This is a genomic window from Pseudocitrobacter faecalis (genome assembly GCF_965231525.1).
GTDB classification, from domain to species: domain Bacteria; phylum Pseudomonadota; class Gammaproteobacteria; order Enterobacterales; family Enterobacteriaceae; genus Pseudocitrobacter; species Pseudocitrobacter faecalis.
In genome coordinates, this window is the sequence record NZ_CBDDNJ010000002.1 from 2,784,767 (window position 1) to 2,797,949 (window position 13,183).

Consider the following 13,183-nt stretch of genomic DNA (forward strand, 5'->3'; position numbering starts at 1 on the left):
TTCCTCAGGTACGCTGGCTGCTGCCGCGTACCTGCAATTTCCCGACCAGCCGCACGTGCGTCGCAACATCATCGCCATCGCATAAATACGCCACCGCCATTCGGCCCAGCTCACTGTAGGCTAACTGCACGCTGGTAAGCATGGGCGTCAGCTGATGCGCAATCCGTTGATCGTCATATCCGCACACCAGAATGTCTTCCGGCACCTTAATATTGAGCGTCGCCAGCGCCTGATAACAGCCGAGCGTCATCCAGTCGCTGGCGCAAAAGATGGCCTGCGGCGGCTGCGGTAATTTCATTAATTCCAGCGTGGCGTTAAAGGTCGCATTCAACGACCAGTCTGTCGGCTTAATTAACGCGTCATCAATCGTGATACCCGCCTGCTCAAGCGTCTGGCGATAACCCTCAAGACGCAGGACGCTGGCATCCATCCACTCATCCCCCGTAATGTGCGCGATGCGCGTTACCCCCTGATCCAGCAGGTGACTCACGATCTGGCAAGCATTCGCGCGATCGTCTGGCAAGAACGTGGGCAATAAAGGCCGCGCGGGATCGTACTGATTCAGCAGTACAACCGGCACATTCAGCAAAGGTTCAAAAGGCGAAAAATCGAATGCGCGTGTGGTTGGACTCGCCAGAATTACCCCGGCACAATTGCGACCAGCCAGTTGCTGGATAATCTGCCGCGCCATCTCAAAATCATCACCATAGTCGTAAACGGTCAGTAGCGTGTCACGCTGCCAGGCCGTGCTGCTGGCTTCACTCAGCGCGTCAATAAAGGGGTCGTAACCGTCCATTCCGCATAACAGCAATGCAATCTCTTCCTGCCCTTCCTGGCGGTGCGACACGGCGATTTTCTTATAGCCCAGCTTCTGCGCTGCAATCACGACGCGCTCGCGCGTATCTTCGCTCAAACGCACTGCCCGGCTATTGTTTAATACCAGTGACACGGTGGCCTGTGAGACCCCCGCTTCTCTGGCAATATCGCTCATGGTTATCTTATTTTTCTTTTGCATTTCGGCTCCTTATCGCTGCCGACTATAGCACAAAACTTCTACGCCTTTTTTGTGAACAACCCGGCAAATTACCAGGATTTTTATTGCCCAGTCCATGAGGGTAATAAATATTAGCTAATATTATTACCAATGGAGAATACTCATGCAATCTCAGTGGAGTAAGTCACAGGCGCAGGAGTGGTACAACGAGCATGGATGGGCCTGTGGATTTAACTATTTACCGCGTACCGCGGTCAACTGGACGGAAATGTGGCAGGCCGAAACCTTCGACGCCCATACTATCGATCAAGAGCTGGAATGGGCGCATAACTATGGCTACAACGCTCTGCGCACCAACCTGCCGTTTATTGTCTGGGAAGACGATCGTGATGGGCTGCTGGCGCGTATCGATACGTTCCTGGCGATAGCCGCAAAACATCATATTCAGGTCATGCTGACCCTAATGGATGACTGTGGTTTCTCCGGCGACGAACCTTATCTTGGCCCGCAAAAAGATCCCGTACCTAATCTGCACAACAGCCAGGCGGCAGCCAGCCCGGGACGTGCTATTGTCATGAGCCCAAGCCTGTGGCCGCGCGTCGAAGCCTACGTGCGCGACGTCTTAACCCGCTTTAAAAATGACGAACGTGTGGCTATCTGGGATCTCTACAATGAACCCGGCAACCGTGGCGTGTTTGTCGGCCCCGGCGAATCATCAGATATAGACGACGCCCTGGAGGAATTTGCATTAACACTGATGGTCTCAGCGTTTAGTTGGGCACACGATGTTCGTCCAAGCCAGCCGCTTACTGTTGGTGCGTGGCATGTTGAACATGACGATTATGCGACTTTTGAACATCCCATTGATGCCACTGCGCTCGCACTGTCAGATATCGTCAGTTATCACAACTACAACACCGTCGCATGCCAGCTTGAAATTCTCGACAAACTGTCTCAGCGTGGACGTCCTGTGCTCTGCACCGAGTGGCTCGCTCGCCATCTTGATTGCAATTTGACAGAACAGCTTCCCCTCTTCAGCGCATTCGATACTGGATGTTATCACTGGGGGTTGGTGGAAGGCAGAACACAAACCTGGATCCCCTGGCCCGTAGTACAGCGGTCACAGCCAGACTGGCAATCACGTTGGTATCACGATGTGCTTCACGCCGACGGCAAACCGTGGTGTGAACAAGAAATGAAGATGGTGAAAGCGCTATCCACTTACCATCAACAGCGCAGAGATCGCCGCTGATCCTTTTACACGGAGGGTTATTCAATGAAAAAATCAGTACTGCTGATGCTGGCCTGCTGCGGTTTCAGCGCCATGCCCATTCTTGCGCACAGCGCCGAACAGGTTGAACTACGCTTTGCCTGGTGGGGCGGCAAAGCCCGTAACCAGGCCACCATGAAAGCGCTGGAAGCATTCCAGGCAAAATATCCAAACATCAAGGTGAAAGCCGAATATACCGGCTGGGACGGTTTTTACCCGCGCCTCACCACTCAGATGAACAGTAATACCGAAGCCGACGTTATCCAGACCAACTGGAACTGGCTGACGCTGCTGTCGAAGAAAGGTGATGGTTTTTACGATCTCAATAAACTGAGTCAACCTTTAGGTCTGGATCAATATCCGCCTGAAGCGCTGGCAACCACCACCGTGAATGGCAAAATCAACGCCATTCCTATCTCCTCTAACGTCATGCTGTTCTTCTACAATGCCGCCACCTGGAAAAAAGCAGGCGTTGAGTTTCCAAAAACCTGGGATGAACTGCTGGCGACCGGCCCGGTATTTAAAGAAAAACTGGGCGATAACTATTACCCGCTGATTCTCTCCGAGCAGGATGCCTTGTTGATGCTGCGTTCTTATATGTATCAGAAGAACCAGAAAGAGATGATCGACGAGAAAACGAAGAAGATCGCCTGGTCACATGAAGAACTGGTCGAGGCGTTAACCTTCTATCGCAAGCTGGCGGATAACCACGTCATTCCGGACACCAAAGCGATGGCCTCGTTTGGTAAAGGCGTGAATTATGAAATGAAACCGTGGATCAACGGCGAATGGGGCGGCGTTTATAACTGGAACGTGCTCTACACTGCCGAATCGCAAAACCTGAAGAATCCGTCAGACCTGGTGATGGGCCCCTATCCAATGCATAAAGACGCAAAAGACGCCGGGCAGTTTAGGAAAACCGCACTGATGTACTCCATCAGCCGCAACACCAGGCATCCGCAGGAGGCCGCGCAATTACTGCATTTCCTGATGAGCGAATCTGAGGGTGTGCTTCCGGTTGGCCTTGAACGCGGCGCGCCGCTGAGCCGGGACGGTGAAAAAATCCTCCGCGACGCGGGTATTCTGAAAGATGAAGATCCGGTGATCGCGGGTCTGATTCAATCGACGTCAATGCCAAACAAATCAACGGCCTCGCCCTACCTGGAAGATCCGCAATTTGGCGCGCTGTTCACCGCAGCCCGCGAAAGCATCGACCACGGTAAAGCCTCCATCGACGAAGCTGCAACCACCTTCGAAGAGCAGGCAAACCGTATTTTACGTCGCATTATGCGTTAATTTTTAGGGCTAACCTTCAACAACTCGCCGTCGGACTCATCGGTTAAGACATACAGATAACCGTCGGGCCCGACGCGTACATCGCGGATACGCTGTTTGCGATCCCCGAGGATTCTCGTCTCTTCCGTCACCTTATCGCCCTCCACCTGCATCACGATGACCGATTCATCCTTCAACGCGCCGATAAACAGTTTGTGTTGCCACTGTGGAAAGGTTTTCGCATCGTAAAATGCCATACCACTCAACGCCGGGGATTTTTTCCACACATAAAGCGGTGGCTCGGTGCCAGGCGCGGTTTCCCCTTTCGCTTCGGGGATCGGCAGCCCGCTGTAGTTAATGCCGTGCGTCGCCAGCGGCCAGCCATAGTTTTTGCCCGCTTGCGGAATGTTGATTTCATCACCGCCGCGCGGGCCGTGCTCGTTCAGCCACAGCGTATCGCTCCAGGGATTCATCGCCATCCCCTGCGGATTACGAATACCGTAAGACCAGATTTCCGGGCGAACGCCTGATTTATTTACCCACGGGTTATCTCCCGGCACCTTACCGTCCTCGGTCAGGCGCACGACTTTACCCTGAAGCTTGTCAAGATCCTGCGCGGTACTGCGCTGGTTGTTTTCGCCAAGGCCGATAAAGAGATGTCCTTTGCCATCAAACACCAGTCTGCCGCCAAAGTGGTTACCGGTAGAGAGCTTCGGCATCTGCCTGAACACTACGGTAAAGTTCTTTAACGTTTGGTTATCGTCACTTAATGTCCCATAACCGACCGCGGTTCCAGCTTTACCGTCATCGCCCGCTTCCGCAAAGCTCAGCCACACGCGGCGCGACTTCGCAAAATCCGGGGCCAGCGCGACATCCAGCAAACCACCCTGCCCGTTTGCCCATACCTTTGGCACGCCCGAAATGGGCGCTGAGAGCCCTTTACCTTGCTGCCAGTGACGCAGTTCGCCGCTACGAAGGGTAATCAGCATCCCGCGATCATCCGGCAAAAAAGCCAACGCCCACGGATGATCGAGCTTATCCTGCAACACCTGAACGTTGACCTCCGCCGATTGAGCGGAAGCGACATACAGCAGAGAACTTAAGGTAAGGGTAAGAAAAGTACGACGCATAGCCCACTCCGGTAACCGCCATTGTTTGGCTTAAGGGTAGTCAACGTCATTGATAATGCGGGGGATTTTACAAAACCTTTAACAGGGGGAGTTAACTCCCCCTGAGGTCAGGCGTGCAAAGTGTCGATGTGGGCATTCATACTATAAATGCTTTCACTCAACGTCGTCAGACAGCGTTCGAGCGATGCCACGTTAACGGCGATGGAGGTCGGGCAGTCATGGTGCCCGGTCATCAAACACACAGCCGCAGAAGCGATTGCTTCGCCTGCCTGCCGCAAAGCGTCCCTTTCTTTCGGCGTTGCGGACTGTATCAGCTGTGGCGCATTACGACGTAATTCACCACATAAATCAAACAAGTTAGTACGCAGATGCTCGTTATCGCTGACCGACATATATCCCTTCGCTTTTCTGAGTTGCAGATAAGCGTCGAGATCGATGCGCGCATTGATGATTTTATTCATCATGTTGCGTTTCAGCGTCATTCCACTCATGTGATTTCCTCCCTCCTCATCCATTTGGCACATTTATTATAAGGTCATTTTTTGTACAAAACGATGCGTGAGGTCAATAATTCAACAATTGAAACGAGCCAGAAACACTTTTTCTACACTGGCTGAGATCCCCGGCCTCCGGCCCGAAAAATGGTGAATAACGTATCTGGCTGTCATGCCGCGCCGTATGTATAATCTCCCGATTCCGAGCAATGAATAGTATATAAAATGAGCAAAATTGGTTTTGTATCGTTGGGCTGCCCGAAAAACCTGGTGGACTCCGAACGTATTTTAACGGAGCTGCGTACTGAAGGTTACGACGTGGTACCGAGCTACGATGATGCCGATATGGTTATCGTCAACACCTGCGGTTTTATCGACAGCGCCGTCCAGGAATCTCTGGAAGCGATTGGCGAAGCCTTAAAAGAAAACGGCAAAGTGATTGTCACTGGCTGCCTGGGTGCCAAAGAAGATCAGATTCGCGAAGTACACCCAAAAGTGCTGGAAATTACCGGCCCGCACAGCTACGAGCAGGTGCTGGAACACGTCCATCACTATGCGCCGAAGCCGCAGCATAACCCGTTTACCAGCCTGGTGCCGGAACAGGGTGTGAAGCTGACGCCGCGTCATTACGCCTATTTAAAAATTTCTGAAGGTTGTAACCACCGCTGCACGTTCTGCATCATTCCATCCATGCGTGGCGACCTCGACAGCCGCCCGATTGGCGATGTGCTCTCTGAAGCAAAGCGTCTGGCCGACGCTGGCGTAAAAGAGCTGCTGGTTATCTCGCAGGATACCTCCGCTTATGGCGTCGACGTAAAACACCGCACCGGTTTCCATAACGGTTCCCCGGTCAAAACCAGCATGGTCAGCCTGTGTGAAGAACTGGCAAAACTGGGCGTCTGGGTGCGTCTGCACTACGTCTATCCGTATCCGCATGTCGATGACGTTATTCCGCTGATGGCGGAAGGCAAAATTCTGCCGTATCTCGACATCCCGATGCAGCATGCCAGCCCGCGTATTCTGAAACTGATGAAACGCCCAGGCTCCGTTGACCGCCAGCTGGCACGCATCAAACAGTGGCGTGAAATTTGCCCGGATCTCACCCTGCGCTCGACCTTTATTGTCGGCTTCCCGGGCGAAACGGAAGAAGATTTCCAGATGCTGCTCGATTTCCTGAAAGAAGCGCGTCTCGATCGCGTCGGTTGTTTCCAGTACAGCCCGGTTGAAGGCGCCAGCGCCAACGATCTGCCGGATCAGGTACCGGACGACGTGAAAGAAGATCGCTGGAACCGCTTCATGCAGCTGCAACAGCAGATCTCCGCCGAGCGTCTGCAGGAGAAAGTGGGCCGCGAAGTGATGGTCATCATCGATGAAGTGGATGAAGAAGGCGCGATTGGCCGCAGCATGGCCGATGCCCCGGAAATCGACGGCGCGGTGTATCTGAATGGCGAAACCAACGTCAAGCCGGGCGACATTATCCGCGTGAAGGTGGATAACGCCGACGAGTATGACCTGTGGGGCAGCCGGGTTTAAAAACTCGCGTTTAAAACTGAGCGGCGTTAACTCTGAATGAGTAAGCATGAGGAAGGAATCTCAGCGCCGCATTAACCTCTTCCATCAGTTGACTCCTCTCCCTCGCAAACCCACACTTTCTCACCCAAACTTAAGTCAAAGGCATGGTCTGCGCAGGCATTGTGCATTAAACTGCGCGCTGCAAAAACTGAGTAGATAAACGATTAATCAGGCGGTAATGGCGATGAACGGAACAATCACAACGTGGTTTCAAGATAAAGGTTTTGGATTTATCAAAGACGAGAACGGCGACAATCGCTATTTTCATGTGATTAAGGTCGCCAATCCTGATCTTATCAAGAAAGATGCAGCTGTAACCTTTGAGCCCACGACTAACAACAAAGGGCTCTCGGCGTATGCGGTAAAAGTGCTGCCAGAAAGCAAATATATCTACATTGCGGGCGAGCGTCTGAAACTTACCTCAATTAAATCTTACGTGGTGTTCAGCGAAGATGTGCCTGCCGATACGCGTATCGATAAAGAGAACGCGGTACTTTCAGTCGGCTTGCTGATGAACAGTATTCGCCCCAAAAGTGAGGCCAAACCGGGCGCGACGCGCACGCTGAAAAAACTGGCGATCACTACCTTCCAGGGGACAACGCATATCTTCTCGGAAGATGAAATTGATATCGATGCCACGGTGAAAATGCTCAAGGTTTAAGCCTGACATTCTCCCCCTGACACTCTTAACGGACTGACAAGCAAGATGACAAAACTTACCTTACAAGAGCAGATGCTCAAAGCGGGCTTAGTGACCAGCAAAAAAATGGCCAAAGTCCAGAGAACAGCGAAGAAATCACGCGTGCAGGCACGCGAGGCGCGCGAAGCGGTTGAAGAAAACAAAAAAGCGCAGCTTGAGCGCGATAAGCAACTGAGCGAGCAGCAAAAACAGGCCGTATTATCGAAAGAGCTGAAAGCGCAGGTTAAACAGCTGATTGAGATGAATCGCATCACCATTAGCAAAGGCAATATCGATTTTAACTTTACCGACAATAACCTCATCAAAAAAGTGGTGGTCGATAAAGTGACCCAAACTCAGCTGATTAATGGCCGCCTGGCGATTGCCCGTTTGCTGGTCGATGCGAATGGCGAGGCACAATACGCCATTATCCCGGCAAGCGTGGCAGATAAAATCGCTCAACGTGATGCGGACAGCATTGTACTAAACAGTGCATTGAGTCAGGAAGAGCAGGACGAAGACGATCCGTACGCTGATTTTAAAGTGCCGGATGACTTGATGTGGTGATGGCGCAGTGAAAGAAAGCCCTTTCGGGCTTTCATGCGAAAATATCACGAATTCAATATATTGCAGAAACCTTGTAGGCCTGATAAGCGTAGCGCATCAGGCACTCAGTCTCCGAATCAGAATGAACGGTGGAAGTTAACCAGCGGTAATACCGGCACCGTGGCGTTCATCGCAACGTTAATCACACCAATCTGCAAACCTTCCAGGTGTTTAGTGGCGTTAATCAGGCCAAACTGGAAGTTGGTGGTATCGGCATAGTTAAAGGCACCAAAGTCGCTGGAGCTGCTGCCTGACGTCACGTTGATCGCCCCTATGTTTGAACCGGTAACATTTTCAGAGGTTACGTTCACCGCCCCCATATTCAGGCCGTCAACATTCCCACCGTTGAAGTTCACCGCGCCCAGGTTCATACCGGTGACATTATTCGCCACGTTGAAACCGCCCAGGTTGAAACCGGTCATGTCGTTCGTGCGGTTAAACGCCGCCATATTAAAACCGGTGGTGTTTTCAGACCAGTTGAATGCAGAAATATTGGCACCCCCCGTCTCTTTTGATTTGTTAAATGGCGCAACGTTCAGACCGGTCATATTTTCGGAAACGTTGACGACCGCCACGTTCATGCCTTTAATATCACCTTCACTCCAGTTCGCAATAGCGCCAACGTTCAGACCCTCAACGTTACGGCTATGGTTAGCAACGGTAACGTTAGCACCGGTAATATCTTTCTCAATCCAGTTGAACGGGCTAACGTTGAAGCCTTTCATGTCACCGCCAATATAGTTACCAATGCCCGCCACGTTCATGCCACGCATCGTACCTTCGGTGTAGTTACCCAGACCGGCAACATTCAAACCGTACATCCGGCCTTTGTTATAATTGCCCAGACCCGCAACGTTCATACCATTAATATCGCCGGTACCATTCAGATTACCGACGGCAGTGGCCGCGCCAATATTCAGGCCATTAAGTTCGTCTGCTGCGCTGTAAATACCGAGGCTGGCACCGTTCATGACGCCAACCTGGTTTGCCAGGCTGATGTTCAGGCCGTTGTCTTCACCACCGTGCCAGTTGAACAGGCCAATCGCCGCCCCGTTGACGCCGTTACGCACGTGGGAACCGGCTGCCGCACCAAGCTGGAAACCATTAACCTGGTCCATTTCTGTATAGCCAAGAATCGGGAGATCAAAACCGTTTACCGTGCCGGTATCGCTGTAAAACAGGGAGCTCTGGAAGCCGTTGACTTCCTTATCGGTAGAGAGATTTTTTACCGAGGCTAATTGTACCGGCGTAGCAAAGCTCGCCGCGGAAAACATTGCGCATGAAATGAATAGAGCGAGTGTTGAACGTTTCATTTTGTACTTCCTTTTTTCAACGTAAAAGCCGCTTAGCGACATCATAATTCAGATAATACTTAGTCTTGATATAATGGTGGCTTAGCGAGACGAGGAAATATTTGCGAAACGTGCTTAAAAATAGGCAATTAATGCTCTATTACTTGTAACAACATATTAATAAAAAATACAATTTATATATCTGGAAATTCGTATATTCAGGCATTCTTCGCAAAAGATGCGAATTAAAATCAAAACAACAAAAACTTTAATATATATCAATTATGGAACAGTCCTGTATTGAGCGCGCTGCGGGTGAATATACGCATTCAAATAATAACCTGGCGCGCCTCATTCCAGGTTGTAATTATCACGAGGGAATAATATTCCCCCCTCTGTTTGCGTGTTTCATGCAACGCTAAAACACGCAAACAGACAATTACCCTTTAATTTTCGGATCCAACGCATCACGCAAGCCGTCGCCCAGCAGGTTAAACGCCAGTACCGTCAGGAATATCGCGATTGCCGGGAAGAGCGCGACGTGCGGCGACATCACCATATCCGCGCGCGCTTCGTTGAGCATAGCGCCCCACTCCGGCGTCGGCGGTTGTGCGCCCAGACCGAGGAAAGAGAGGCTGGCCGCGGAGATAATCGACACCCCGATTCGCATGGTGAAATAGACCACTATCGACGACACGGTTCCAGGCAAAATATGGTGAAAAATAATCGTGATATCGTTCGCGCCAATGCTGCGGGCCGACTCAACGAAGGTTTGCTGCTTGAGCACCAGCGTATTCCCGCGCACCAGGCGTGCGAATGCCGGCACCGAGAAAATCGCGACCGCGATAATCACGTTGGTCATACCGCTGCCCATCACCGCCACCACGGCAATCGCCAGCAGTATCCCGGGAAAGGCAAATAACACATCGCAGATGCGCATGATGATGCGATCCCACCAACCTTCATAGTATCCCGCCAGCAACCCCAGCACCGTGCCGATCGCTGCCCCAATCAGCACGGCAAAGACACCCGCTGCCAGCGAGATTTGCGCGCCGACCAGCACGCGGCTGAAGATATCGCGCCCCAGTGAATCGACACCAAACCAATGTATTAATGACGGCCCCTCATTAAGACGGTCATAGTCGAAATAGTTTTCCGCATCGAATGGTGCAATCCACGGCGCGACCAGCGCCACAGCAATCAGCAGCAGAATGAATATCCCCGCCGCCATCGCCACCGGTTGATGACGGAATCGACGCCAGAACTCGCGCCACGGCGTGCGCGGTTGCGTACTGTGAATCGTCGGCAGCGCATCGAGAGCGGCCTGGCGTCGCCAGTTAAGTAGTCGCACTTATTTATACCTGATAGCCGGGTTAATGGCAGCGTAGAGCACATCCACCACTAAGTTGATAAGAATAAACTCCAGCGAAAAGAGCAGCACTTCCGCCTGAATCACCGGATAATCGCGCATCTCCACCGAATCGACCAGCAGCCGTCCCAGCCCCGGCCAGTTGAACACTTTCTCCACCACAATCGAGCCGCCCAGCAGAAAGCCAAACTGTAAGCCCATCATGGTGACGACCGGGATCATCGCGTTACGCAGGCCGTGCTTGAGCACCACCAGGCGCTCGCTGACACCTTTGGCGCGCGCGGTACGCATGTAATCTTCGTTAAGCACATCGACAAACGACGCTCGAGTGAAGCGCGCCATCACCGCGGCCACCGCCGCGCCCAGCGTCAGCGACGGCAAAATGTAGTGCTTCCAGCTGTCCGCACCCACCGTGGGCAGCCAGCCGAGTTCAACTGAGAAAACCTGCATCAGCAGCATGCCCAGTGCAAACGCCGGGAAGGAAATACCTGTAACGGCGATTGCCATGCCAAGACGATCGGGCCAGCGATTACGCCAGACAGCGGCGACAATCCCCATCGCCATCCCGATAATCACCGCCCAAACCATGCTGGCAAGCGTCAGCCACAGGGTTGGCATAAAGCGGCTGGCAATCTCTTCCGAAACCGGGCGACGCGAGACCATCGACAGGCCGAAATCTCCCTGAATCGCATTGGTAATATAGTGCCAGAACTGCACATATAGCGGCTGATCCAGCCCCAGTTGTTGACGCACCAGCGCGATCACTTCTGCGTCAGCCTCCGGCCCGGCAATCAGGCGCGCCGGATCGCCCGGCAGCATATGGACAAACAGAAACACCAGCACCGCCACAATCAGCAGCGTCGGGATAAGCCCCAGCAGGCGTTTAATAACATAGTTGAGCATGACTCTCCTTGTGTTCAGCCCCCGCGCAGGGGGGCAGAACCTTACTTCAGATCCGCCTCGTCGAAGCTAAAACCGGTATCCGGCATGATATAGAAGCCCGTCAGTTTTTTGCTGTGTGCGGAAACCAGTTTCTCAACCACCAGCGGCACCCACGGCGACTCTTTCCAGAGTGTATCCTGCGCGGCTTTGTAGAGGCTGGCTTTCTGTTTACTGTCAGTGGTTTTCAGCGCCTCGGTCAGATCTTTATCCACCTGCGGGTTGCTGTAAAACGCGGTGTTAAACAGGGTTGGCGGCCAGTTCTGCGAGGCAAACAGCGGCGACAGCGCCCAGTCCGCTTCGCCCGTTGAAGCAGACCAGCCGGTATAGAACATGCGCACACCGCTCTCTTTCTGCCCTTTGCCCTCAACTTCCGCCGCACGCTGCCCGGCATCCATCGCCGTCACCTGCGCTTTAATGCCCACCTGCGCCAGCTGCTGCTGAGTAAACTGCAACACTTTCTGCGCGGTGCTGTGATTATGCGATGACCACAGCGTGGTGCTGAAGCCGTTCGGGTAGCCCGCCTCTTTCAGCAGTTCACGCGCTTTCGCCGGATCGTACTTCCACGCAGGGTAACTTTGCGCATAGGCAATCGACGGCGGGACGATGCCCGTCGCCGGCGTGGCATAACCGGCAAATGCGACCTTCACCAGTGCCTGGCGATTGATGGCGTAGTTAATCGCTTCACGTACTTTCGGGTTGTCGAACGGCTTTTGCGTCACGTTCATGCTGATATAACGCTGCATGATTGATGGGCTGGCGACCAGTTCCAGGTTGGTATTTTTCTCGAGCAACGGTGCTTGCTCATAAGGGATCGGGAAGGCAAACTGCGCTTCGCCCGTTTGCAGCATCGCCGCACGGGTATTGTTATCGACAACCGGACGCCAGGTGATGGTATCCAGCTTCGGCAGCCCTTTTTGCCAGTAACCGTCAAACTTCTTCACCTTCACAAAATCGGTCTGATTCCAGGTTTCGAGGGTATACGGCCCGGTTCCCACCGGATGGAAGCCGATTTCATTGCCATATTTTTTCAGCGCCGCCGGGGAGATCATCGCCGTCGCCGGGTGAGCCAGAATATTGATAAACGCCGAGAACGGCTCTTTCAGGGTGATTTTGACGGTGTTGGCGTCCACCGCCTCGGTTTTAGCGATATTTTTATACAGGTTATAACGCTTGAGATGATTTTCCGGATTGCTGGCGCGGTCGAGGTTGGCCTTCACCGCTTCGGCGTTAAAATCGGTGCCATCCTGGAATTTCACACCTTCACGTAGCCTGATCGTATAGTTCAGCCCATCGTCAGAAACCGTGTAGCTCTCCGCCAGCACGTTCTGCAATTTCATCTCTTTATCAAGGCCAAACAGCCCCTGATAGAACGACTTCGCCACCGCCTGTGACAGGGTGTCGTTGGCGTCATACGGGTCGAGCGTGGTGAAGTTCGAGCCGACCGCCACCACCACATCTTTGGCGGCAAACGCCGGGGACGCCGCCAGCACGGAGGCCACGCCCAGCGCCAAAAGCCATTTACCTGATACGCGTTGTGTCATGTTGTTCTCCTGAAGTACC

The 13,183-nt window shown here is 52.9% G+C and carries 12 protein-coding genes; 5 read left to right on the top strand and 7 right to left on the bottom strand.

Translation table 11 applies throughout. The features are described from left to right. Nucleotides 1-4 precede the first annotated feature (4 nt). Nucleotides 5-1,015, bottom strand: coding sequence for a LacI family DNA-binding transcriptional regulator (locus tag ACOXYR_RS13910; RefSeq protein WP_113857399.1), 1,011 nt, complete (start codon nt 1,013-1,015; stop codon nt 5-7). Nucleotides 1,016-1,157: 142 nt separating this feature from the next. Between ACOXYR_RS13910 and ACOXYR_RS13915 the strand changes: the two genes are divergently transcribed. Next, nucleotides 1,158-2,246: a glycoside hydrolase 5 family protein gene (locus ACOXYR_RS13915; RefSeq protein WP_108474652.1), complete on the top strand. Its 1,089-nt coding sequence runs from the start codon at nt 1,158-1,160 to the stop codon at nt 2,244-2,246. 24 nt (nt 2,247-2,270) lie between these two features. Next, complete coding sequence (locus ACOXYR_RS13920; protein WP_113857400.1) at nt 2,271-3,560, top strand: ABC transporter substrate-binding protein; 1,290 nt, start codon at nt 2,271-2,273, stop codon at nt 3,558-3,560. Here ACOXYR_RS13920 and ACOXYR_RS13925 read toward each other — a convergent pair. Both ACOXYR_RS13925 and ACOXYR_RS13930 read right to left on the bottom strand, forming a co-directional pair. Further along, nucleotides 3,557-4,669 (bottom strand): PQQ-dependent sugar dehydrogenase, encoded by a 1,113-nt coding sequence (locus ACOXYR_RS13925; RefSeq protein WP_421355591.1) that lies wholly within the window; start codon nt 4,667-4,669, stop codon nt 3,557-3,559. The two genes, ACOXYR_RS13920 and ACOXYR_RS13925, sit on opposite strands and share 4 nt — an antisense overlap. A gap of 107 nt (nt 4,670-4,776) precedes the next feature. Next, complete coding sequence (locus ACOXYR_RS13930) at nt 4,777-5,160, bottom strand: biofilm formation regulator BssR (RefSeq protein ID WP_108474655.1); 384 nt, start codon at nt 5,158-5,160, stop codon at nt 4,777-4,779. Between the two features lie 228 nt (nt 5,161-5,388). Here ACOXYR_RS13930 and rimO point away from each other — a divergent pair, with 228 nt between their 5' ends. The 3 genes from rimO (at nt 5,389) to ACOXYR_RS13945 (ending at nt 7,981) form a co-directional block, all read left to right on the top strand. After that, nucleotides 5,389-6,696, top strand: a complete 1,308-nt coding sequence (gene rimO, locus ACOXYR_RS13935) for a 30S ribosomal protein S12 methylthiotransferase RimO (protein ID WP_108474656.1) — start codon at nt 5,389-5,391, stop codon at nt 6,694-6,696. Nucleotides 6,697-6,913: 217 nt separating this feature from the next. Next, a complete protein-coding gene (locus ACOXYR_RS13940; RefSeq protein ID WP_421355592.1) occupies nt 6,914-7,396 on the top strand; it encodes a cold-shock protein in 483 nt (160 codons plus the stop codon). Nucleotides 7,397-7,441: 45 nt separating this feature from the next. Continuing rightward, nucleotides 7,442-7,981 (top strand): DUF2058 domain-containing protein, encoded by a 540-nt coding sequence (locus ACOXYR_RS13945; protein WP_108474658.1) that lies wholly within the window; start codon nt 7,442-7,444, stop codon nt 7,979-7,981. A gap of 116 nt (nt 7,982-8,097) precedes the next feature. Here the strand turns inward: ACOXYR_RS13945 and ACOXYR_RS13950 are convergent, their stop codons facing one another. The 4 genes from ACOXYR_RS13950 to gsiB form a co-directional block, all read right to left on the bottom strand. Continuing rightward, on the bottom strand, nt 8,098-9,333 hold the full coding sequence (locus ACOXYR_RS13950; RefSeq protein ID WP_421355593.1) for a hypothetical protein: 1,236 nt from the start codon (nt 9,331-9,333) through the stop codon (nt 8,098-8,100). Between the two features lie 418 nt (nt 9,334-9,751). Beyond that, nucleotides 9,752-10,663 (bottom strand): glutathione ABC transporter permease GsiD, encoded by a 912-nt coding sequence (gene gsiD, locus ACOXYR_RS13955; RefSeq protein WP_421355594.1) that lies wholly within the window; start codon nt 10,661-10,663, stop codon nt 9,752-9,754. Next, nucleotides 10,664-11,584 carry a glutathione ABC transporter permease GsiC gene (gene gsiC, locus ACOXYR_RS13960; RefSeq protein WP_421355595.1) on the bottom strand — a complete coding sequence of 307 codons (921 nt, stop codon included), beginning with the start codon at nt 11,582-11,584 and terminating at the stop codon, nt 10,664-10,666. Between the two features lie 41 nt (nt 11,585-11,625). Then, nucleotides 11,626-13,164, bottom strand: coding sequence for a glutathione ABC transporter substrate-binding protein GsiB (gsiB, locus tag ACOXYR_RS13965; RefSeq protein ID WP_421355596.1), 1,539 nt, complete (start codon nt 13,162-13,164; stop codon nt 11,626-11,628). Nucleotides 13,165-13,183: the final 19 nt, after the last annotated feature.

Bases quoted from the DNA above. Each gene is read 5' to 3' on its own strand.
- ACOXYR_RS13910 (WP_113857399.1), bottom strand. From the start codon at position 1,015: ATGCAAAAGAAAAATAAGATAACCATGAGCGATATTGCCAGAGAAGCG.
- ACOXYR_RS13915 (WP_108474652.1), top strand. From the start codon at position 1,158: ATGCAATCTCAGTGGAGTAAGTCACAGGCGCAGGAGTGGTACAACGAG.
- ACOXYR_RS13920 (WP_113857400.1), top strand. From the start codon at position 2,271: ATGAAAAAATCAGTACTGCTGATGCTGGCCTGCTGCGGTTTCAGCGCC.
- ACOXYR_RS13925 (WP_421355591.1), bottom strand. From the start codon at position 4,669: ATGCGTCGTACTTTTCTTACCCTTACCTTAAGTTCTCTGCTGTATGTC.
- ACOXYR_RS13930 (WP_108474655.1), bottom strand. From the start codon at position 5,160: ATGAGTGGAATGACGCTGAAACGCAACATGATGAATAAAATCATCAAT.
- rimO (WP_108474656.1), top strand. From the start codon at position 5,389: ATGAGCAAAATTGGTTTTGTATCGTTGGGCTGCCCGAAAAACCTGGTG.
- ACOXYR_RS13940 (WP_421355592.1), top strand. From the start codon at position 6,914: ATGGCGATGAACGGAACAATCACAACGTGGTTTCAAGATAAAGGTTTT.
- ACOXYR_RS13945 (WP_108474658.1), top strand. From the start codon at position 7,442: ATGACAAAACTTACCTTACAAGAGCAGATGCTCAAAGCGGGCTTAGTG.
- ACOXYR_RS13950 (WP_421355593.1), bottom strand. From the start codon at position 9,333: ATGAAACGTTCAACACTCGCTCTATTCATTTCATGCGCAATGTTTTCC.
- gsiC (WP_421355595.1), bottom strand. From the start codon at position 11,584: ATGCTCAACTATGTTATTAAACGCCTGCTGGGGCTTATCCCGACGCTG.
- gsiB (WP_421355596.1), bottom strand. From the start codon at position 13,164: ATGACACAACGCGTATCAGGTAAATGGCTTTTGGCGCTGGGCGTGGCC.